The organism is Planotetraspora sp. A-T 1434 (assembly GCF_025420585.1).
Taxonomy (GTDB): domain Bacteria; phylum Actinomycetota; class Actinomycetes; order Streptosporangiales; family Streptosporangiaceae; genus JAOEGB01.
In genome coordinates, this window is the sequence record NZ_JAOEGB010000042.1 from 20,829 (window position 1) to 41,468 (window position 20,640).

A 20,640-nucleotide genomic window follows, 5' to 3' on the forward strand; every position below is an offset into this window, starting at 1 on the left:
CGGCCCTCGCACCCACACGTCGAACGAGCGGCCCGCGGATCGACACGGCCTCGGAGAAATCTCTCGCCGCGCCGCAGCCGAATCCGTCCGAGCCGCGTTTCGCCCGTCAGACCTGGCCCTGAGCGATGGCTGACGCGGACGCCCTGCTGATCAGAAAGCTTATCGTCGCAGCTTTGGAAGGCGGCGACGCTCACACGGATCTGGGAAACCATTCGGTATGCGCTTAGTGACTTCTTTCGCTACCTGGCTGAAGAGAGGACGATGGGAATCTTCAGCGGCGTTTCGCCCGCGGCGCACTCTCTTGCCGCGATCAGCGCTCGTGCCGAAAGCGGAGGGCGGGGGGCCTGCGTGCCGGTTGAGGCAGTTGGAGTCGCCGTACGGCACACGCAGCGACTCGGCCTGACCGCCGCTCCTACTCGCCCGAGGCTCACGACAAGACCCTTGCCGGGGGTAAACCACTGATGCAGGCTATGGTCTTGTGCGTCTCGCCTACGCTCTTCGCACCATCCGGCCCGAGCCAACTGATAGCGCTTCTTCCTACGTCCGCGCGATGGCCACTCTGATGGCCGGTGCCGGCCATGAGGTCATCGTCATCACCGAGACCCCCGCCACCCGGCTGGCGTCGCTCACCGGCGCCGGTGTCCGGGTCCTTCCTCCAGTGCCGAGCAAGCCGGATTGGTGGTACCTGAGCCCGGGACACGAGTACGCGGACCGCGTCAGCCAGACTCTCGCGAGCCTGGATGAGTCGGTCGACGTGATCGAGGCTCCAGTGGTTGGCGGCGAGGCCTTCACGGCGGTGCGGATGAGGCGGCTTCTCGGCCACCAGGGGCCGCCGGTCGTCGCAAGGGTGACGGCGACGTCGGCCACCGCGCCGCCAGTGAGCTTCCATGACGACGTCCGGAAGTTCGCCGAGGGTTACGTTCTGCGCCACTGCGATGCGATCTCGCTCCCTGCCGGGGAGGGGGATCGGGGCCGCGTATGGGGTGTGTGGCCGACGCCTCTCATCACCGAGACGCCAGCCAGGGCCGAAATCACCGATCCTGTCCGCAGGGTCGTCTTTCTCGGTGAGCTGAGCAGGACGAGCGGGGTCGAGGCCTTTCTTGACGCCACCGGCCGCCTTGCCTCGTTCACCGTGGAAGTGGCCGGTCATGACACTCCGACCGATCCCTTCGGAAGGTCCTACGCCGCCTCGCTGCGCTCGCCTGTGACGATTCTGAAGGACACCGGTGATCTCGACGAAGTGCTGGCGAGGCCCGCCATCCTGCTCGTCCCCGATCTGTCGCTGGCCCCTCCTGAGATCCTCGACGCGGCAGCGGCGCGTGGGGCGGTGATCATTGGTGGTGGCACGTCGACGCACCCGCATGTGCTCGCCGTTTCGTACACCTCACCTGAGGCCCTTGCGAATGCCGTACAGGCGTGGTCGGATCGGCCAGAGGAACTGGAGGCGCGGTCTCGCGCGGTCCGGCGGGACACCCTGAACCGGTGCCACCCGACGGCGGTGGCGCAGGCTGCGGAGCGCCTGTACCGGGCCTTGTGCAAGCCGCCCTCCCGCGCTCGCCGCGCGCCGAAGCGGCACAGTGTCTCATTCGTCATCCCGCTCTATAACCAGGGCGCGTTTGTACAGGAGGCGGTGGCAGCCGCACGCGCCGGCCGGCGCGATGACGCCGAGGTCGAGATCGTGGTGGTGGACGACGGCTCGACGGACGATCGCACCAGGCGGGTCTTCGACGAGCTGAGCGGAGTCGTGAAAGTCCGCCAGGAGAACAAGGGCCTGGCGGGAGCGCGCAACGCCGGGGTCCTCGCGTCGACCGGTGAGTTCGTGGCGCCTCTCGACGCCGATGATCTGGTCAGCGACTCCTTCCTGGGCAAGGCTCTGCACGCGCTGCTCCACGACGCCGCCTTGTCGTACGTCTCCTGCTACTCCAGGAACTTCGGTCTGTTCGAGGGCGTCTTCGCTCCACTGGGAAACGTGGCGAGTCTCATGCCGTTCCTTCATACCGACGCCAGGTGCACAAGTCTCTATCGCCGATCGGTTTTCGACCAAGTGGGCGGCTACGACGAGGAGATGCCCGCGTACGAGGACTGGGACCTGCAGATCCGGATGCACAAAGCCGGGCTGCTCGGCGACATCATCCCCGAAGCGCTCTTTCTCTACCGGCGCCACTCCGGCTCTATGGTGTTTCGCTACAGCAACGCGGCGCGCGTCGAGTTGCTCCAGTATCTGATGCGTAAGCACGGCGACCTGCTGGAGCCGCAGGGCGTTGACCTGGCTCTCAAGCTCGCCCATCTGTGGCTCACCAAGTTCGAAGCCAGCGAGTCGATGCGATTCCTGGAAAACCACGACTCCTAGGGAGGCTGCGTGTTCGTTGCCGGGCCGTACGTCGCCAGTTATCGCGCCAACTCCGCCGACGACGGCACCCCTCTCGGGATCCGGTGCGTGAAGTACGCGAACCTCCTCAACCAACCGGGTGATCCTGGGGTGGCGTTCGTCTGGTACGGCGAGGACCATGGCACCTCCCGGCACTTCGGGGAGGCCTTCGTCACCGGGATCCCCGGAGCCGGCCTGGTTGGTCACTCAGCCGAACTCGACGACGGCGCCCACACGCCAGAACGTCTGACGTTCACCGTGTCTACCCATGATCGGGATATGCCGCGACATGTGAGGGTAGAGGGCGATCGGCGTGAGGAATGGAATCTCATCGACGGCAGCGTGATCCTCGATTACCGCAGCCCTTTCCCTCCGCTGACCCGCGTGGGCGGCGGCTTCTCCGAATATCTGGTACGCAACCGTGACGGCACTCCAGGTGCCGGCATTCGTTGCATGCTGAGCAGCGGCAGTTGGCTCGGGGCCGGGCAATGGCGGGGTATCGACTACCTACACCTCGGCACCTTCATCGGAAACCTCAGCGCGGAGGGGCGACCCGTGAAGTTCGGAGCATCCGACATCTGCCACTTCAGGGGGTTCTGCGGTGTCGTTCCATGGGGCGCCATGATCATGCGCGCCGCGCCCAGGGTCGCGACCGACGCCTATGAAGTGATCGGCTTGTGGACTGAGGAGTGGCGTCCTCGCCACCGGCCGGACAGCTGGCAGCCCGACCCGGCGATCGCGCATCTCACCGTGCGAGGTCCGCGTTGACGGCCAGCGCCACGCGGAGGCGGTGGGGCTTATTTGCCGAACAGGCGCTGGCTGACCGTGGCCAGGAGCACCAGTTCGATGACCAGGCCGATAATGGCCTGGGCCGCGGCGACGAGCGCGAGTGGATCTCCGGGCGAGAACGTGCCGGGGAAGAACCCCCGGCCGTGAAAGGCCGTGACGCTGATGACCATCGACTCCAGCAAGGTGAGGCCCGGCCCGAGACTGTGGTACACCAGCATGAAAACCGTCACGACTAGGGCATAAGCGACGAAACTCCGGCCGGGGCGGTAGCCGTATCCCGCCAGGACCGCCAGCATTGACGAGAAAAGGTAGCTCGGCAGCTTGGAGAGGCCTTGCCGCCGGAAGGACAGCCGCTGGAGCACCTGGGCGCGGTAGGCGAAACGGTGCGCCTCGTCGTCCATACCTCGGGCCCGCAACTCCTGGGCGACCTGACGGCTTGCCCGAGCCGCGGTGGAGTACGCCACGGGAGGCGTCATCGGCCCTTCTCCCCTGTCGGCTTCCCGCGCACGGTCCTCGTCTCCCAAGACCTTGATTACGGACCAGTCGAAGGCCGCCAGGTTGACGTTGTTCCAGTAGGCGTCGGCAACCGTGATGCCGCCGTTCTCCCCGCCGGCGGAGATGCTTTCAAGGTTGGTCGTGCTGTCCAGGTATACACGGGTCAGGTTCGCGCCTCGAAGGCGCGCCTCAGCCAGGTCCGCACCTTCGAGATGGGCCTCGGTCAGGTCGGCGCCCTCCAGATCGGCTCCCGCGAGGTTCGCGCCCCTCATCTGGGCTCGCCAGAGCGCACCTCCCGCGATGTTCGTCCCCACGAGCCGCGTGCCGTCCAGGCGGCCCCACAGCAGCCGGCTGCGCCGCAGGTCCGCACCCAGCAGATTCGCCCCCGACAGGTAGACCGCACCCATATAGGCGTCCGCCAGGTGGGCCTCCAAGAGGTCGGCGCCCTCCAGATGCGCCTCGGGAAGGCTCGCACGCTCGAGGTGCGCGTGAGCCAGCCGGGCACGCTCCATCCGAGCCCACATCAAGCCCGCGTCCTCGAGGTGGATGCCCTCCATGTTCGCTTCCTCGAACACCGCCTCCTGACACTCGGACCCAGTGAGGTAGGCACCACGCAGGTCGGCCTTGCGGAGCACGATCCGTTGCAGGTTCGCGTGCTCCAGCCGGGCCCCTCTCAGGTCGGCGCCCTCCATCGGCAGGTTCGACATGTCCAGCCCTGACATCAGCGCATTCACAAGTCGTAACCGCGTGCCGCACGGCATGTCCCGGTGGCAGGCGATGAGCCACTCGATGTCCGCCCGGGTCAATCGCAGGCGTGCGAGATCGTAGGCACAGGAGCCGTTTTCCTCCGCATGCCGGGCGGCCAGTTGGTGCCTCCGCCTGGCGGGCACCATTGGTTCTCTTCGCCATGGCTGCTGCTCGGAAGCCCAACGTTCGGGCCAGCTCACTCGCTTACGGCGCTCATTCGACTGTGCGGTCAACCGTCCTCCGGCTCCTGGGAATGAAGCTGTAACAAAGAAAGGGTGAGCTGTGCCACCAAGATGATAAACGGATGAAACCGGCTCTGAACGAACCGCCGTGCACCCGGGATCGTCGAATCGATGGGGTCTCCACCCATGCGCCGACCGGCGCCTGCCTGCACACGCCCACGTTGACGACCTCGATCACACGGTGAACCGCCGCGCCGGGGTGGCGCGGCGGCGCGGGGTGGGGCCCTGTGGTTGCGGGGCCCCGGTGTTCCGCACGGCCCTATGGGTCGGGGACCTGGTGGTTTCCGCGGTCTCGGAGGAGAGTCGCTCAAGCGCCTCAAAAGCCCGGTCACTGCCGTACTCCACCGTGAAGAACCAGGGCGGTTCCTCGGCCAACAGCATGAACCTCGGCAGCGTGCCCTCCATCAGGTCCTCGTACGACGCATATATGAGGTCCTGCAGTCCGCCCACGGTGACATCGAACACGTCGACGTCGAGCGCGTGGATCACCAGGTCGGCCGAGGCCGCCCGGCACCATGTCACACACAGTTCGCCAAAGAGATCGGCGCGCTCGAGCAGGTCCGCATAGTAAGCCTCGATATCGGTGAGCAAAGGCCGACCCTTTCTCCCTCGCATCGAGGGGCCCGCTTCGCTTCGTGGTCTACGCCGGCGCCTTGACGGCCGAGCCCGCCGCGGCCCGCTCCCGCGTGACGCGGCGGCGCCGGGTCGGCAGCCCGAGCGTCGGGTTGGCGACGCCCCAGGCGGCGCCCTTGCAGACCAGCTCCTTGTAGACGGCGGCGAGCCGTCCGGTCAGGACCGCCTGCACGGCGCGGTCGTCGGCGGTGACGTACTGGATCAAGCCCTCCTTGCGGCCCAGTGAGATGCACTGGTTGAAGTAGCGGATCGGCGCGTTCGGGAGCTTCCCGCCGGTCAGGCGCGCCCCGATCGCGTCGGCGGCCTGCCACGCGGTCGGAACCCCCGAGGCGCACGACATCCGCAGCGGCTTGTCCCCGGGGCCCATCACCCTGGCCGCGTCGCCGACGGCGTACACGTCCGGGTGCGAGACCGAGCGCATGGTCGCGTCGACCACGATCTGGCCGGTGCCGGTGACCTCCAGGGCGGTCGCCTTCGCTATCGGGTGGACCGCGAAGCCGGTGGTCCACACGGTGACCGCGGCCGGGATGGCCTTGCCGTCGGCGGTGGCGACGCGGTCGGCTTCGACGCCGGTGACGGCGACGTGCTCGTGCACGGTGATCCCGAGCTCACCGAAGACCGTCCGCAGGTGCTCGCGGCCCTTAGGCGAGAGCCAGTCGCCGAGGCCGCCGCGGGCGGCGAGTGCGACGTCAAGGTCCGGGTGGGCCTCAGCGATCTCGGTCGCGGCCTCCAGGCCGGTGAGGCCGCCGCCGACGACGACCACGGTCTGCCCGGCGTCGAGGCGGGCCAGGCGCTCGCGCAGCCGGAGTGCTCCGGGGCGGCTGGCGATCTCATAGGCGTGCTCGGCGGTCCCGGGGACGCCTTGGGCGTTCCAGCCGCTGCCGAGGGCGTAGACGAGCGTGTCGTAGGCGAGTTCTTCGGCGCCGTTCGCGTCGATGACGGCGACGGTCTTGCGGTCGACGTCGACGCCGGTGACCTTCGCGAGCCTCAGTTCGACGCCGGTGCCCGCGAACATCTCGCTGAGTGGCCGGGGCTTGAGGTCCTGGCCGGCCGCCAGCTGGTGCATGCGGACGCGTTCGACGAAGTCGGGCTCGGCGTTGACGAGGGTGATGGCGACGTCCTCGCGGCGGAGCCGCTTGGCGAGGCGGCCGGCGGCGATGGCTCCGGTGTATCCGGCTCCGAGGACGATGATGCGGTGCCGCATTTCCTTGCTCCTGTCTTGCGCGGGTTCGCCACTTGAACCGGGCGGCACGCCGTTTCCTGACAGGAACGCGATGTGAAGCACCTCACATGGCGGTTAGAAGGCCTTGAACAGGGGCTCCCCGTGGTCGGTGGCCGCCCAGTGCGCGGTCGCGCGTTCGAGCTTGTCGGGGTTGACCTGGTTGCGGAACGCGGCGATGCCCTCGGCGGTGACCTCCAGGCACATGACGCCGATGACCCGGCCGTCCACGACGGCCACGACGGCGGGGTCGCCGTTGGCGGTCCAGGCGTAGACCTGGGGCGCGCCCCCGACAATCGCACGCTTGGCCTCGCCGGGTTTGAACAGGCCCCTCAGGAACTTCGCCACCGCGACGGCACCCTCGAACGCCTTGGCGCGGGCCGGGACCTTCCCGCCGCCGTCGCCGATCGAGATGGCGTCCTCGGTGAGCAGGCGCACGAGCGGCTCGATCTGGCCGCTGGTCGCGGCCGCCAGGAACTCCTCGACGATCCGCCGGGCGGCGGCCTCGTCGATCTCGGTGCGGGCCTTGCCGTCCGCGACGTGCTTCCTGGCGCGGTGGAAGATCTGCTGGCTGGCGGCCTCGGTGATTTCGAGGATCTCGGCGATCTCCCGGTGCGGGTAGTCGAAGGCCTCCCGCAGCACGTACACCGCCCGTTCCTTGGGAGAGAGGCGCTCCATAAGGGTGAGGACCGCGTACGAAACCGATTCGCGCTGCTCGGCGGTGTCGGCCGGGCCGAGCATCGGGTCCCCGGCGAGCAGCGGCTCGGGAAGCCATTGGCCCACGTAGGTCTCGCGGCGCGCCCGCGCGGAGGTGAGCTGGTTGAGGCACAGGTTGGTGAGGACCTTCGCCAGCCAGGCTTCGGGGACATCGATGCGGTCGACGTCGGCGGCCTGCCAGCGCAGGAATGTCTCCTGCACGGCGTCCTCGGCCTCCCCGGCGGAGCCGAGGAGGCGGTAGGCGATGGCCTCCAGGCGCGGCCTGGAGGCCTCGAACCGGTCGACGTCGTTCGCGGTCAAGGGCATGGCCCGATGCTAGTGCCGCGCGGCGCGAATCGGCCGCCGCCAGCTCGCGCGGGAGCCTACGCATGTGCGAGGGCGCCTCCACCGCCGCCCGGGACCGCCAGGCCGCCAGCGCGCTAGGGGGCCACCCTGTAGGTCACCGGATCGAGCCGGACTTCGGCATGTCACCCACACCGAAGCGGAACTCGAGCTTCGAACCGGCGCTGGACCCTGTGACATCGGCCGCGGGCCGCGGTTGCGCACTCAGCAGGATGACTCGTCGACCCTCCTCCAGACAATCTTCCTGTAAGAGACGGATGCGCACTGATTTCACTGGCTAAGGGGTCGAGCCGGAGTACGGGGTCGACGCCAGACACCTCGGCGCCGGCGACCGCTTCGCGGAGCTGTACCGGCCATTGGAGACCGGGTGTCTGTCGGCGGGCGAGCGTGTGCCGCTGGTTGGCGTGGGCGCGGGCTTCGGTTGGACCTGCGCTGTTCCGGAGGTGTCGGCGAATGCGTGACGCTGGGTTCTTCGTCCTGCTCGGCCCGGACGGCGCCGGGAAGACGACTGTAATGAGGGAGATCGCCCGTCGGTTGCCCTCCGTTCGCCTGGTGTCCACGGATGCGGACCTCGTCCCGAGCGAACATGCTCTCATCGCGCGGCTGCGCCACAGTGTCGTAGACGAGGTGCTGCCGGGCCTCGGCCACACGTACTCTCCGGAATTCCTGGCTTCCCTGCTGCAGACCGCCGTGGTGTACCTGCGGGACCAAGCCATGGCCGCCGGCCAGGCCGGGCCGGTAGTAGTGGACTCCTACTACTACAAGATCCTGGCGAAGTGCCGCCTCGCCGGTATCGAGGGCACCCCAATGTACGACTGGTGGCGCTCCTTCCCGCAGCCCGACCGGGTCATCTATCTCGATGTCACGCCGGAGTCCGCATGGCGCCGCAGCCATTCCGGCAGGTCCCTCAACCCGATGGAGTACTACGGGCCCGCACCCGAGCGGGCCGGCTTCGAGCTGTACCAGAGGAACCTCCGCAAACTCATGTTGGAAGAGGTGGAACGATTGCCGGTCACGTTCGTAGAGGAACAGGCGCGCACGGCCGATGCCGTACTCCGGGCGCTCGCGTGGTGACCGCCGGCAGCGGGGGCTGGGGCACCCCTGGACACGAGGATCGCTACCGCGAGCGGGTCTTCTCCGAGCGCGCTCGACTGGCCGCGGAGGGCGCGGACCTGGCCGGCCGTCAGCGAGAGGTGCTGGCGGACCTCCTGCGGTTCAACGCCGGCACCGAGTACGGCCGGCAGCACGGGTTCGACCGGATCCGGACGATCGACGAGTACCGCCGCGCGGTCCCGATCAACGACTACGCGGCACTCGCGCCGTGGATTGAGCGGGCGGCGGCGGGCGAATCCGGCGTGCTGTCCGCCGACGACCCGGTGGTGTACTTCACGAGCAGCGGGAGCACCGGGGAGCACAAGAAGATCCCAGTCACCCGGCGCTTCATGCGTACGACTTTCCTTCCCTTCTACTACGCGGCCTGGGCTCCGCTGATCCAGCACTTCCCCGACGTGCTGGCCCGGCCGGATGCCGTGCTCAACCTCAAGCACGACCCGCTGACGGCCCCGCCGACCACGGCGGGAGGAAAGCCTCATGTAGGTGCCAGCCAGGTCGACTTCGGCCAGAAGTTCGGTGAACCGTTGTCGGCCGAGCCGGGGACAGCGGCCCCATGGGCGACGCTCCCCTCCGATGTCCCTCCCGGCGATCATCTGGAGAAGACATACCTACGCCTGCGGCTCGCCGTACAGAGCGACGTGCGATGCGTGATCGGCATCAACCCGGCGATGATCACGGCGCTCCCCTACCAACTCAACCTGTGGTGGTCCCGGATCGTGAAGGAGGTCCGCGACGGCACGCTCGGCGGGGTGCCTTGTGTCGCTCCCGATCCCGACCGGGCCGCCCATCTGGAGGCGCTGGCCGATTACCACGGCGCGGTGCGTCCGTCGCTGGTGTGGCCGCGGATGAGGGCGCTGTTCTGCTGGACGACGGGGATGGCCTCGCTCTACCTTCCCGTGTTGCGGGAGGAGTTCGGCGCCGGCGTCACCGCTCTCCCTGCCCCGACCGCGGCGTCCGAGGGGCCGGTGGCCGTACCGCTGGACCGTCATGCCACGGCCGGCAGCCTGGTCGCCTCGGCCGCGCTCTACGAGTTCGTCGAAGCGGGCGTCGATCTGGCCCCGGACACCCCGACACTCCTGCCCGAGGAGATCGAACCGGGCCGCGACTACCACGTGGTCTTCAGCCACGTCGGCGGACTCTACCGGTACGCGGTGGGCGACGTGGTAAGGGTCGTGGACCGGGTCGGGGGCCTCCCGAGGATGGAGTACGCCGGACGCGCCAACCGCTCCGACGCGGCCGGCGAACGGCTGCGCGAGGCCCAGGTCATCCGCGCCCTGCGGGCGGCGCTCGACGCCACCGGTCTCCAGTTGCACAACGCCGCCTGCCGTGTCGAGGACGTGCCGGGCGAAGGTCTTGCCTACACCTTCGCGATCTCCCCCCGAACGCCATGGCACGCCGACGAGTCCGCACGCGTGCGCACGCTGCTGGACGCCACCTTGGCCGGGGAGTCCCCCGACTACCGGCGGGTCCGGGCCGACGGGCGCCTGGGCCCCGTCAGGCTGCGTCTGCTGGCCCCGGACGCCTTCCGGCATGAATGGCTGCGGGTGGTGGCGGAGGGCGTGCGACCGACGCAGGTCAAGGACCGCCTGTTCCGGCAGGACGAGGCGCTCTGGAAACGCCTGCTCCGATCCGAACCCTCCTAACGAAGGAGTCGCCTTGACCGACCTTCTCACCCCCGTCGAACGTACGGCGCTGCTGACCGCCGCACTCCGGGCGGCGGAGACGCTCCGGGAAGACCGGTTGTACGAGGACCCGTACGCCGCCCGGTTGGCCGGCGAGGCCGGACTCGGGCTGCTGGCCGAGATCCGGGCGGCGACCTTCCCTCCGAACGCGCCCAGGAGCTTGCCCAGCACCCCCGACTACAACGCCATCCGCACCCGCTTTTTCGACGACTACCTTCAGGAGGCCGTCCGGAATCCGGCGGTCCGGCAGGTCGTGCTGGCGCCGGCCGGGATGGACTCCCGCGCCTACCGCCTCGGCTGGCCGCGAAACACCCGGTTCTTCGAGGTCGACCGGCCGAACGTCCTGGCCTTCAAGGACGCGCGGCTGGGGGGCGTCGCCCCGCGGGTGGCGCACCGCGCCGTCGCGGCCGACCTCACCTCCCCCGACTGGGAGGAACGCCTGATCGCCGCCGGCTACGCACCGGACGAACCGTCCGTCTGGCTGCTGGAGGGCCTTCTCTACTACATTCCAGAGCAGGACACCCGCCGCATGCTGGCGCGGGTCGCGGCGCTGAGCCGCCCCGGCAGCCTGATCGCCGCGGACCTCGTCAACCCGGCGGCGCTGACCCTCCCCAGCATGCGCGGGTTGCTGGACGTATTCGCAGGTTGGGGCTGCCCGTGGCTCTTCGGCAGCGACACGCCTGAGCAGCTGTTCGCCGAATTCGGCTTCGATGTCCGGGCCGTGCAACCCGGCGACCCGGAGGCGGATTTCGGCCGATGGCCGGATCCCGTGCCCGACCGGTCGGTGCCGGATGTACGGCGGGTGTTCTTCGTTCACGGGCACCGGCGTTGAACGACACTGACGTCGCCGTGATCGGTGGCGGCCTGGGCGGGCTGGCCGCCGCGCTCGCTCTCGCCGGTCACGGCTTCACAGTCCGTGTACTGGAGCGAGCACCGGCTCCTGCGCCCCTGGGAAAGGCCGGCTGGCCGGTCCGTTCCTCCGCCCCGCAGACCGGCCACTCACACGTTCTCACCTCCCTGGGCCTGTGCCTGCTGCGGAGGCGCGCGCCGGACGTGCTGGGGTCCGCGTTGGAGGCCGGAGCTGAGGTTCTCGACCTGACCGTGGCGGCTCCCTCGGCTCCCGGCGTCTTCGCACGGGAAAAGGCCGATGCCGAACTGGCCGCCCTCGCCGTCCGTCGCATCGTGCTCGATGAGGTGCTGCACCGGGCGGCCGCCGCTCGGGACGGCATCACGCTCTCCTACGGCACCGCCGTCCGAGGAGTGCGGCTGGACGGTCGCGGACGGCGACCGGCCGGGGTGGTCACCGGCACCGGTGAACTGGTGCCCGCCGCGATCGTCCTGGACGCGACCGGCCGCCGGGCGCTCTCCCGCACATGGACGGGTGCGGCAGGCGGCATCCGTACTGGGCCGACAGCCGTCCGCATTTTCACTCGTTTCTACCGGCTGACCGATTCCTCCGCACGGCCGGGACCGCTCAACCGAGGCAACGCGGCCGGCGGCATCTGGGACCACTACGCCGCGGTGCTGCACCCCGCCGGCCGGGGACTGTTCGCCGTTTCCTTGGGTACTCTGACCGGCGATCCGGCGACCACGCCTCTGCGCGGCGCCCGCGCCTTTACCGCAGCGGCCCGGCTGTCGCCTGGCATCGGCCCCTGGCTGGCGTCGGGGGTGTCCGAACCGCTGACAGCAGTCCGCGCGATCACCTCACCGCCCAACACCCTGCGCACCGGCCAGGAACAGGACGGCCAGCCCCATGGGATCTACCCTGTCGGTGACGCCGCCTGTATCACCGACCCCCTGTATGGGCGCGGCATGTCACTCGCCCTGACACATGCCTTCCAACTCGCGGACCTGCTGGCCGCCCACCCGGTGCCCGACGCCGCCCAGCACGCGCGAGTGACCAGCCTCACCGAGGAGTTGTTCCGCCCCTGGTACCAGCAGGCCGAGCGGGACAGCGCGGCCCGCATTCGCTCGTGGCGCTCTGCGGCCGGCTTACCGGAAGCAGTCGCCCTACCCGTCTTGCCCGCGGAACGTCCCACTCTCACGGAAATCGCCGCGGCGGCACACCACGATCCCATGGTTTGGCGGGGGTTGACGCGAGTGCTGATGAGCATGAGCACTCCGGAAGCGGTCTTCGACGACCGGGGCTTTCGCGACAGGGTTCTCAGGGCTCTCAAAGTTCGCAGTGCCGCCGGCAGGCCCGTGGACATGCCTACGCCCCCGACCAGGAAGGAGCTCCTGCAGATCATCGCCGCCGCCGAAGAAGGAGCCGGAGTATGAGCGCACTCCCTCGGGTACTGGTAGCCCCCGTCACGGTGACTCCGTCCAAGCCGCTGACACCGAGTCACCTGAAGGGCTTGCTCTGGACGGACGTGCTATATCGAGCGACCGCGCTGGTGGCGGACACGACCTATCGGTACAGCCCGACCACATATCACCCCACCGAGCAGACCCTCGGTTTCTGGTACTACCTGGATCAGCATCACGGGGATGTGGATTACTCGCAGATGTCCGAGGAGGAGATCGGTGATCTGTATGTAGCTTATCGGGCCCGCGCGACGAAAGTCTCAGCGGCTGCGCTGCGGCCGTACGCCGATGCCGTGGAGAACACAGGCTGGGTCCACCCCGCCGGCGCACGGGTGCTGCAGCTGTGGACCGGGCACTACGCGCTGCTTGGACTGCACGATCCGGGGCTCGAGGTCCACCAGCCGCCAGGTCTCGGCCTGGAAGAAACCCTCGAACAGCTGAAGCCGGCAGGGGCGGTGCTCGATCAGCGGGCCGATGGCGGCCCCGTCTATCTGGACGCCACACGCTACGGGTTGCCGCTGCGTCAGATCGTCACGGCAGATGGGCGCCCCAATTACCTGGCTTGCGCCCTGCGCGAACTCCTGCCGCTCGCCCCCGAGTACGACGAGGTCGTCCTGCTCTACGACAGCGGTCTCGAGCGGGACTACCAGTTGGTGGCACGGCTGCTGAGCCTCAGGGGTCCAGCGGTCCGGCGTATCTCGGTGAGCAGAGTGCCCGTCAACGGACGGGTCACTTCGGCCCGGCACGGCGACTGGCACGACCACTCCTTCGGCGCCCTGCTCCGCGTGATGGACGGCCGCTGCAGCCCGGAGTCCTTCCGGCTGGGCATGCGGCTCTACTTCGTGGCCTCGCTGGGGCGCGGGCAGCAGGAGTCATTCCGGCTGGATCGGCTTGTGCACTGGACGGTTCGCGCTCAGCGGCTGCTGGACCGCTCTCGCACGGCCCCGGCCGGGACCGGCACGGCGCTGCTGGACCGGTGCCGAAGCGGCCACTCCTACATCGACCCCTACCGACTGGTGTCCTCCCTGCTGGACCGGCGCCGGTCGGCACCGGACCCCGGACTGCTCTCGGAGGTGCTGCTGTGACCCTCACTCCCGAGCTCCTGCTCGACACTGCGGTGCGGCGGATGCTGACGTCACGGCCGGAGCTGGTGGCAGAATGCGACCTCTCCTCTCCCGCCGGCTTGGCAGCCGTCCGGAACTCGCTGAACGAAGCCGACGAGCTGGCCGTTGTGTCCGTGATACGTTCCGTCGACCTGCCCGGATGGGTCCGCGAGACCTGCCTGTTCGCGCTTTCCCTGGACGAGGCGACGGCCCGTGCCTGGCGTCGCTCCTTCACCAGAACGATCTTTCTCGCGGGGCAGCCCGGCAACCTCCGCGAACGCTTTGCCCTCACCCGGGTGGCGCCCGACGGTTCGGTGGCGTGGGTCGGCCCGGCACCCGTCGCGGCTACGCGGACCCTTCGCCGGCTGCTGAAGACCTTCGTCGCCGACCGGCCGGTCGACGCCGCGCCCCCGACTGTCGTCGAATTGCCGACGCCAGGCGGAAGGGCAGCGCGCCATGCCCTTCACCGCGACCTGTACCTCGCAGTGTCCGGTCACACGGTCGGCGAAACCCTCATCCAGCTCAACCATCTACTTGTCGAGGCCGTGCAGGACGGGCTGATCAACGGCGGTGACCGGCTGACGTTGCGCCATGTGCCCCGGTTGAACGGTCTCCGAGCCCCGGTCGAGGCCCTGCGCGTCGACATCGACCACGACAACCCCGACAGGCTGCGGGCGTACGCGGCGCTGACCGAGCCGCTGCCCCAGCGGTGAATCGGGCGGACGCACGGCGACGCGAAGACCAGAAGAGGAACCCAACGATGCCAGATCTCCTGAACGCCCCCGTGCCCGTGGCCCGCCCGCTCCGCCTCGGCATCCACGGCTCGTCCGGGCCTGCGGAATCGATCCTCACCCGGGCCGGACTGCCGCCCAGCGAGGTCGAGTTCGTTCAGTACGACGTCCGTGATCCCTTCGGGCCTTTGAGGGACGGCCAGGCAGACGCCATGCTGGTGAAGTACACGCTCCACGAACGGGACATCGCGTTCAGCCGTGCGGTGGAACTGGATGCCCGGGCCCTGATCGTCGGTGCCGGACACCCGCTGGCGAAACGACGGACGGTGTCGGTCGAGGAGGCCGCCGATTACGAGGCGTTCGAAAAACCGGGCACGTTCCCGTCCTATGTGTGGGACCTGGTGGTGCCCAGGGTGACCCCGGGCGGCCGGACGATCCGCCGGGTGCACCCGATGACCACGCTCGAGGCGATGGCCGCGATCCTCGCCGACGGGCGCTCAGTTCACCTGTCGTTCCTGTCCCTTGCCGAGTCGCTGCCGGCGGGCACGGTCGCGGTGCCGGTGCACGACCTCCCTCCGGCCCCTGTGTCGGTCGCGTGGCTGCGCGATCGACCGTTGCCTGCGGCCACCTTGCGGCTGATCGCGGCCATCGAGCTGGGGGGCGACCGGTGAACCCGCTTCCTGGCACGGCCGTCGTGCTGTTGCACGCGCTACCGCTGTCCTCCTGGATGTGGGCGAAGCAGGCCGAGGCGCTGCGTGCTCGGGGGTATCGCGTCATAGTCCCTGACCTCGCCGGATTCGGGGCAGCCCCGCCGCACGCCGCCACGCCCTCCCTCGACTTGCTTGCCGACGACCTCGCTCACCTCCTGGATGAGCACGACCTGGAGGATGCGGTCCTGGCCGGCAGTTCGATGGGCGGCTATGTGGCACTCGCGTTCCTGCGCCGGTATCGCCAACGGGTCCGGGGTCTGGCGCTCCTGGGTACGCGCGCGCAAGCGGACACGCCGGCCGCCGCGGAGGCGCGAAGGGCGTTCGCCGCCATGATGCTGGACGACGCCTCGCGTGCCGTGGTCGTGTCTCAGAGCCTGCCGCGACTGGTGGGCGCCGCCACCAGGGAAGAGCAGCACGCGGTTCTTTCGGCCGTCGCCGAACAAGTCGCCGCCGCGTCACCCGCCGCGGTCGCCTGGGCCCAGTACGCCATTGCCGACCGCCCTGACAGCAGCGGCGAACTGGCCAAGCTGGATGCGCCCGTGATGGTGATCGCGGGCGAGCAGGACGAGTTGGTATCCCAGGAAGAGGCCGCTGTGCTGGCCGCCCTGCCCCCGCGGGGACGGCTGGTCACCATCCCCCGCTCGGGTCACTTGCAGCCGGTAGAGGCACCTGGAGCGGTCACCGAAGCCCTGCTCGGTCTGCTTGCCGAGGTCGCCGGACTACCACGTGGTGACCGGGACCGTGCGACCGCTACGGGTGACGAGCATCGGGTCTGGGGCCACACCGCTTCCAGCGGTCTCGCCTTCACCAGCGACGACATCGTCGCGTCCCACTTCGCCGCCTGCGCCTCCCATTACCGAGCCGCTCTCGGCAAAGTGGGCATCCAGTCGGGCTGGCACGTGCTTGACGCCGGCTGCGGCAGCGGCCTGTTCCTACCCTGGCTCGCCGAACTGGTAGGTGAGTCAGGCCGGATCTCCGCGATCGACCTCGCGCCGGAAAACGCGGCGCGTGCCGCGCAGCGGGCATGGGCCCTGGGCCTCCGCGGACGAGCAGATGTCCGGCAAGCCGATTTGCTGGCCCTGCCGTATGCGGACAACACCTTCGACGCCGTGTGGTGCTCCAACACAACGCAGTATTTGGATGACGCGGACCTCGCTCGGGCACTCCAGGAACTGGCCCGGGTGGTGCGCCCAGGCGGCTTGGTCGCCATCAAGGATCTGGCCGCCGACCTCGTCTGCGTGCGCCCCGGCGACCCCTTCCTGGCGGTTGACCTCTTCCGCCTGGCCGGCCGATCCGGCGGGTATCCGGCTCAACTGCTGAGGGCCCGTGATCTGCATCGCCGACTGGTCAAAGCTGGGCTGGCGCAAGTGTGGCAGGAAACCGTGTTGATGGAGCACTACGCACCGTTGTCCCCAGCCGCGCTCGACTTCTACACGAGAGCCTGCGCCGGCATGGCTCGGCAGGCAGCCGCATTAGGTATCGGCGCCGGCTGGGAGCCCTTCGCCGATCCGCACGGTGCGAATCATCCGCTGCGCCGGCCGGACGGATATGTCAGCGAAGGCAGCGTCCTGGCCGTCGGTACGGTGGCCAGATAGTTCCGGCTGAGCCGATCATCTGAGCTTCCCCCTTCGATGTGGAAACCCCTGCGAGACGCCAGCGAGGCCGAGCACCGTTCCGGCTCTGCCCGGCGGCTGATCGGCCGCACGGATGCAGGCGGCCAATGATCGATACCCTCCTCGCTGCCCCAGACATCCGTACTCACATGTTGCAGCAGGGAGACGATCGGATCTTTGGGAAGACTTGACCTTGATCCAGGCGGGAAATACCGTCATTGGTGCCTAAGACATCCGATCTATCCAGGATGAGGGACAGTCTATGGATCGGCGAGACCTGCTAAAGGCGGGGGGCGTCCTGACCGGTGGCGCGCTGCTGGGCGGCGGCTTATCTGGGCGGGCATCAGCGCGGGCCATGGGCGGTGCTCCCCTGCTCCACGACGAGATCGACTGGGAGCGCTTCCTCTCCGACGCCGACCTGGTGTGGAAGCGGATGCCACAAACCTGGTACGAGGGGCCGTTCCTGGGCAACGGCTTCCTCGGCTCCGGAATCTACGCCCAGCAGGACGCCAACGCCGTGCGCTTCAACGTGCAGCACAGCGAGGTTCAGGACCACCGTCCCGAGTACGGCGCGCTGTTCGGCCTCGCCCGCCTGCCCATCGGCCACCTAACGTTGGAACCCGTCGGCGCGATCACCGGCGTCGACTGGCGGCTCGACCTGTGGAACGCCGAACTGACCGGCGCCATCACCACCTCCTCCGGCAGCCTGGAGATCAGGGCGTTGATCCACAACGACCGCTCCGTGCTGGCCGTCGAGGTCGTCCCCAGCGACGGCGAGCGGGACTTCCGCTGGACCTTCCACCCCGAGGAGGCCATCAGCCCCCGCGCCAACCCGATCTTCAACAAGCAACCTCCGCCCGGCTACACCACCAACCCCACTCCGGCCGTGACCCGCCACGGCGACCTGGAGCTGATCACCCAGCCGCTGGTGGCCGGTGGCGGGCATGCGACGGCCTGGCAAGAGGTACGGCGCGGCCCACGCCGCACCCTCTACGCCGCGGTCGCCTGGTCGTTCCCGGGCGACGCGGCAGGCGACGACGCGGTCAGATCGGTGCGCTCGGCCGCGCGGCTGCCCATCGAGGCGCTGTCCGCCGATCACCGGCACTGGTGGCACCGCTACTACCGCAAGAGCTTCCTGTCGCTGCCCGATCAGCGGATGCAGAGCTTCTACTGGATCCAGCTCTACAAGGTGGGCGCCGCCGCGCGCCGGGACGCGCCACCGATGGCGACCACAGGGCCGTGGCTGGAACCGACGCCGTGGCCCGCGACCTGGTGGAACCTCAACGTGCAGCTCGAATACTGGCTCATCCACGGGTCGAACCACCTGGAACTGGACGCGGTCACGAGGAGCCTGTCGCAGTACCGGCGGAACCTCATCGACCAGGTGAAGTTCCCCGAGGACTCCGCGGGTATACCGCGCACCACGGACATGACGCTCGACAACGGCGCCGGAATCGGCAACAGCGGGTACCCGGTGGGCATACCCGGCCAGGCTACGCCCGTCCCCGAGGTCGGCAACCTGACGTGGGCGCTCCACAACGTCTGGCTGTCCTACAGGCACACGATGGACGCCCGGATCGTGCGGGACGTGCTGTTCCCGCTGCTGCGCCGGGCGATCAACTACTACCTGCACTTCCTGGCACCGGGCTCGGACGGGAAGCTGCACCTGCCCGCCACGTTCTCCCCCGAGTACGGGGTCAACGCGCCGGACACGAACTACGACCTGGCGCTGATCCGCTGGGGCTGCCGGACGCTGGTCGAGTCGGCGGCTCTGCTCGGCGTGCGGGACCCGCTGCTGCCGAAGTGGCAGGAGGTGCTGGCGAACCTGGCCGATTACCCGGTCGACGAGAACGGTTTCATGATCGGAGCGGGTGCGCCGTTCGCCAAGTCGCACCGCCACTACTCCCACCTCCTGATGATCTATCCCCTGTATCTACTCACGTGGGAGCAGGAGAACCAGCGTGAGCTGATCGAGAGGTCGCTCAAGCACTGGATCAGCTTCGAGGGCGCCCTGCAGGGCTACAGCTTCACCGGCGCGGCCTCGATCTCCGCACAGATGCTGCGCGGCGACGACGCACGCTTCTACCTCGACGAGCTGCTGCGCCGCTTCGTCCAGCCCAACACCATGTACAAGGAGAGCGGCCCTGTCATCGAGACGCCGCTGTCCGCCGCCCAGTCCATGCACGACATGATCTGCCAGAGCTGGGACGGAGTCATCAGGGTCCTGCCCGCCATGCCGGCCGCCTGGCCCGACGTGACCGTACACGACTTCCTCACCCAGGGCGCGTTCCTGCTCTCGGCCGCCCGCCGCGGCGGTCGCACCGACTTCGTACGGCTGGCCTCGCTGGCGGGGGCGCCGTGCCGCGTTCGCACCGGCATCGAGGGCCCGTTCACCGTACGCTCCAACGGCAGGAAGGTGTCCTGGCGGACGTTGCCCGGCGGGGACATCGAGCTCGACCTGCGCCGCGGCGAAGAGGTCCTGATCCAGGCCCGAGGCGATGCGGTGATCCGCCCAGTTACTCCAACGAGCCAGGCCCGCTGGGGCCTGCCAGGCTAGCGGCCGACTGTACTCGTAGTCCTACACGACGGCCTGAATCTAGGCGATCTTCCACACTCCAGCGAGGGTCTTGACCATCCGTGACACTCTGTTGTTTGCAAAGTCGGCGGCCCGAGGATCCGTGAGGATCAGCTCGGCGGCAAAAGCAGCACTTTGCCTACGTGCCCGCTGTCCTCGAGCAACTGAATTCCCGATGCGATCGCGTGCCAGTCACTGGCCAACACGATCACCGCACTCCTGTTGCTCCGTGCTGCCAATGTGATCCTCGATCCTGTCGGGGGCGAGCAGGTGAACGAGCTGATGGATCTCCTGGCGGACGGCGGCACCCTGCTCTTCTATGGCGGGCTGGCCGGCAAGCCGATGTCGCTTCCGTCGATCGGGCTCGCCCACCGAGCGCTCACTTTCCGTGGCGTTTCGGCTGGGCGCTGGGTGAGGACCAGTTCGCGGGAGCGGCGACGCGCCGGCTATGCCGAGGCGCTCGCAGTAGCCCGATCGGTGCCCGAGCAGTTCAACGTCACAGCCGAGTACGACCTTGCCCGCTTCGCCGAGGCCATCGAGGCCGCGGAAAAACCCGGACGGACCGGCGCGATCCTTCTCAACTCGGATCTTTGATCGGAGCCTCGCTACCCTTGATATCAGCGGGTAACCGCAGTCGCGTGGTGGCACGGACAGAGGGGCCGCCACCATCTGGGAGCGATGACCTACCATCACCGCGTGCCCATAGTGCTTGTGAACGGCTTGCCCGGCTCGGGCAAGACGACCCTTGCCAAAGCCCTCGCCCACGCTCTCGGATCACCCCTGTTCAGTAAGGACCGGGTTAAGGAGTCGCTGGCGGATACCCTTGGCATCGAGGCACCACCGGGCATAACAGCCCGTCAATGGAGTCAACGACTCGGCGCCGCAGCAGCCGAAACCCTCTGGGCTCTGCTCGCCGACGCAACCCAAGGTGCGGTACTCGAAAGCCCCTGGCTAGCCGATCTGCGGCCGATCGTCCTCAGTGGCCTGCAACGGGCGGGCATCGATCACGTCCATGAGGTTTGGTGCGACACCCCTCTCCCCCTCGCTCGTCAGCGCTATGAGGAACGAGCCGCTGATCGACATCCCATCCACAGCGGCTCCTCGGCGGATGACCACCAGTGGGACGAATGGGCACGCCAAGCCGAACCACTTGGCCTCGGCTCCGTCTACCGCGTGAACACCACCCAGGCCGTGGATATCACCGACCTGGCAGAGCAGATACGCCGGGGTCATTAGTACGCCTCCGGCGGGGGC

Annotated in this window: 17 protein-coding genes; 13 read left to right on the forward strand and 4 right to left on the reverse strand. The window is 68.6% G+C overall.

What is annotated here, in order from left to right:
- The first annotated feature begins 478 nt into the window (after positions 1-478).
- Complete coding sequence (locus N5079_RS33505) at positions 479-2,350, forward strand: glycosyltransferase (protein ID WP_261588231.1); 1,872 nt, start codon at positions 479-481, stop codon at positions 2,348-2,350.
- A gap of 9 nt (positions 2,351-2,359) precedes the next feature.
- On the forward strand, positions 2,360-3,136 hold the full coding sequence (locus tag N5079_RS33510) for a hypothetical protein (protein WP_261588232.1): 777 nt from the start codon (positions 2,360-2,362) through the stop codon (positions 3,134-3,136).
- A 29-nt stretch (positions 3,137-3,165) separates the two neighbouring features.
- Here the strand turns inward: N5079_RS33510 and N5079_RS33515 are convergent, their stop codons facing one another.
- From N5079_RS33515 to N5079_RS33530, 4 genes are all read right to left on the reverse strand, one after another.
- The gene (locus N5079_RS33515) at positions 3,166-4,545 is read right to left on the reverse strand and encodes a pentapeptide repeat-containing protein (protein ID WP_315967904.1); all 1,380 of its coding nucleotides are present in this window, start codon (positions 4,543-4,545) and stop codon (positions 3,166-3,168) included.
- 270 nt (positions 4,546-4,815) lie between these two features.
- Positions 4,816-5,232, reverse strand: coding sequence for a hypothetical protein (locus tag N5079_RS33520; RefSeq protein WP_261588234.1), 417 nt, complete (start codon positions 5,230-5,232; stop codon positions 4,816-4,818).
- Positions 5,233-5,281: 49 nt separating this feature from the next.
- On the reverse strand, positions 5,282-6,478 hold the full coding sequence (locus tag N5079_RS33525) for an NAD(P)/FAD-dependent oxidoreductase (RefSeq protein WP_261588235.1): 1,197 nt from the start codon (positions 6,476-6,478) through the stop codon (positions 5,282-5,284).
- A 93-nt stretch (positions 6,479-6,571) separates the two neighbouring features.
- Positions 6,572-7,516, reverse strand: a complete 945-nt coding sequence (locus tag N5079_RS33530) for an RNA polymerase sigma-70 factor (protein ID WP_261588236.1) — start codon at positions 7,514-7,516, stop codon at positions 6,572-6,574.
- 489 nt (positions 7,517-8,005) lie between these two features.
- Between N5079_RS33530 and N5079_RS33535 the strand changes: the two genes are divergently transcribed.
- The 11 genes from N5079_RS33535 (at position 8,006) to N5079_RS33585 (ending at position 20,622) form a co-directional block, all read left to right on the forward strand.
- Positions 8,006-8,626 (forward strand): hypothetical protein, encoded by a 621-nt coding sequence (locus tag N5079_RS33535; protein WP_261588237.1) that lies wholly within the window; start codon positions 8,006-8,008, stop codon positions 8,624-8,626.
- Positions 8,623-10,308, forward strand: a complete 1,686-nt coding sequence (locus N5079_RS33540; protein WP_261588238.1) for a GH3 auxin-responsive promoter family protein — start codon at positions 8,623-8,625, stop codon at positions 10,306-10,308. The genes N5079_RS33535 and N5079_RS33540 overlap by 4 nt, the downstream gene beginning before the upstream one ends.
- A 13-nt stretch (positions 10,309-10,321) precedes the next feature.
- Positions 10,322-11,179: a class I SAM-dependent methyltransferase gene (locus N5079_RS33545; RefSeq protein ID WP_261588239.1), complete on the forward strand. Its 858-nt coding sequence runs from the start codon at positions 10,322-10,324 to the stop codon at positions 11,177-11,179.
- Positions 11,176-12,627 carry an NAD(P)/FAD-dependent oxidoreductase gene (locus tag N5079_RS33550; RefSeq protein WP_261588240.1) on the forward strand — a complete coding sequence of 484 codons (1,452 nt, stop codon included), beginning with the start codon at positions 11,176-11,178 and terminating at the stop codon, positions 12,625-12,627. Before N5079_RS33545 ends, N5079_RS33550 begins: the two co-directional genes overlap by 4 nt.
- The gene (locus N5079_RS33555) at positions 12,624-13,739 is read left to right on the forward strand and encodes a hypothetical protein (RefSeq protein WP_261588241.1); all 1,116 of its coding nucleotides are present in this window, start codon (positions 12,624-12,626) and stop codon (positions 13,737-13,739) included. The genes N5079_RS33550 and N5079_RS33555 overlap by 4 nt, the downstream gene beginning before the upstream one ends.
- A complete protein-coding gene (locus tag N5079_RS33560) occupies positions 13,736-14,470 on the forward strand; it encodes a DUF6182 family protein (RefSeq protein ID WP_261588242.1) in 735 nt (244 codons plus the stop codon). Before N5079_RS33555 ends, N5079_RS33560 begins: the two co-directional genes overlap by 4 nt.
- 47 nt (positions 14,471-14,517) lie before the next feature.
- Positions 14,518-15,159 carry a LysR family transcriptional regulator substrate-binding protein gene (locus N5079_RS33565; protein ID WP_261588243.1) on the forward strand — a complete coding sequence of 214 codons (642 nt, stop codon included), beginning with the start codon at positions 14,518-14,520 and terminating at the stop codon, positions 15,157-15,159.
- Entirely contained in the window at positions 15,156-16,793 is a 1,638-nt protein-coding gene (locus N5079_RS33570; RefSeq protein ID WP_261588244.1) for an alpha/beta fold hydrolase, read from the forward strand. Before N5079_RS33565 ends, N5079_RS33570 begins: the two co-directional genes overlap by 4 nt.
- Before the next feature lie 280 nt (positions 16,794-17,073).
- A complete protein-coding gene (locus N5079_RS33575) occupies positions 17,074-19,368 on the forward strand; it encodes a glycosyl hydrolase family 95 catalytic domain-containing protein (RefSeq protein ID WP_261588245.1) in 2,295 nt (764 codons plus the stop codon).
- Between the two features lie 258 nt (positions 19,369-19,626).
- A complete protein-coding gene (locus N5079_RS33580) occupies positions 19,627-19,980 on the forward strand; it encodes a hypothetical protein (protein ID WP_261588246.1) in 354 nt (117 codons plus the stop codon).
- A 102-nt stretch (positions 19,981-20,082) separates the two neighbouring features.
- Positions 20,083-20,622 (forward strand): AAA family ATPase, encoded by a 540-nt coding sequence (locus N5079_RS33585; RefSeq protein ID WP_261588247.1) that lies wholly within the window; start codon positions 20,083-20,085, stop codon positions 20,620-20,622.
- Positions 20,623-20,640 lie beyond the last annotated feature (18 nt).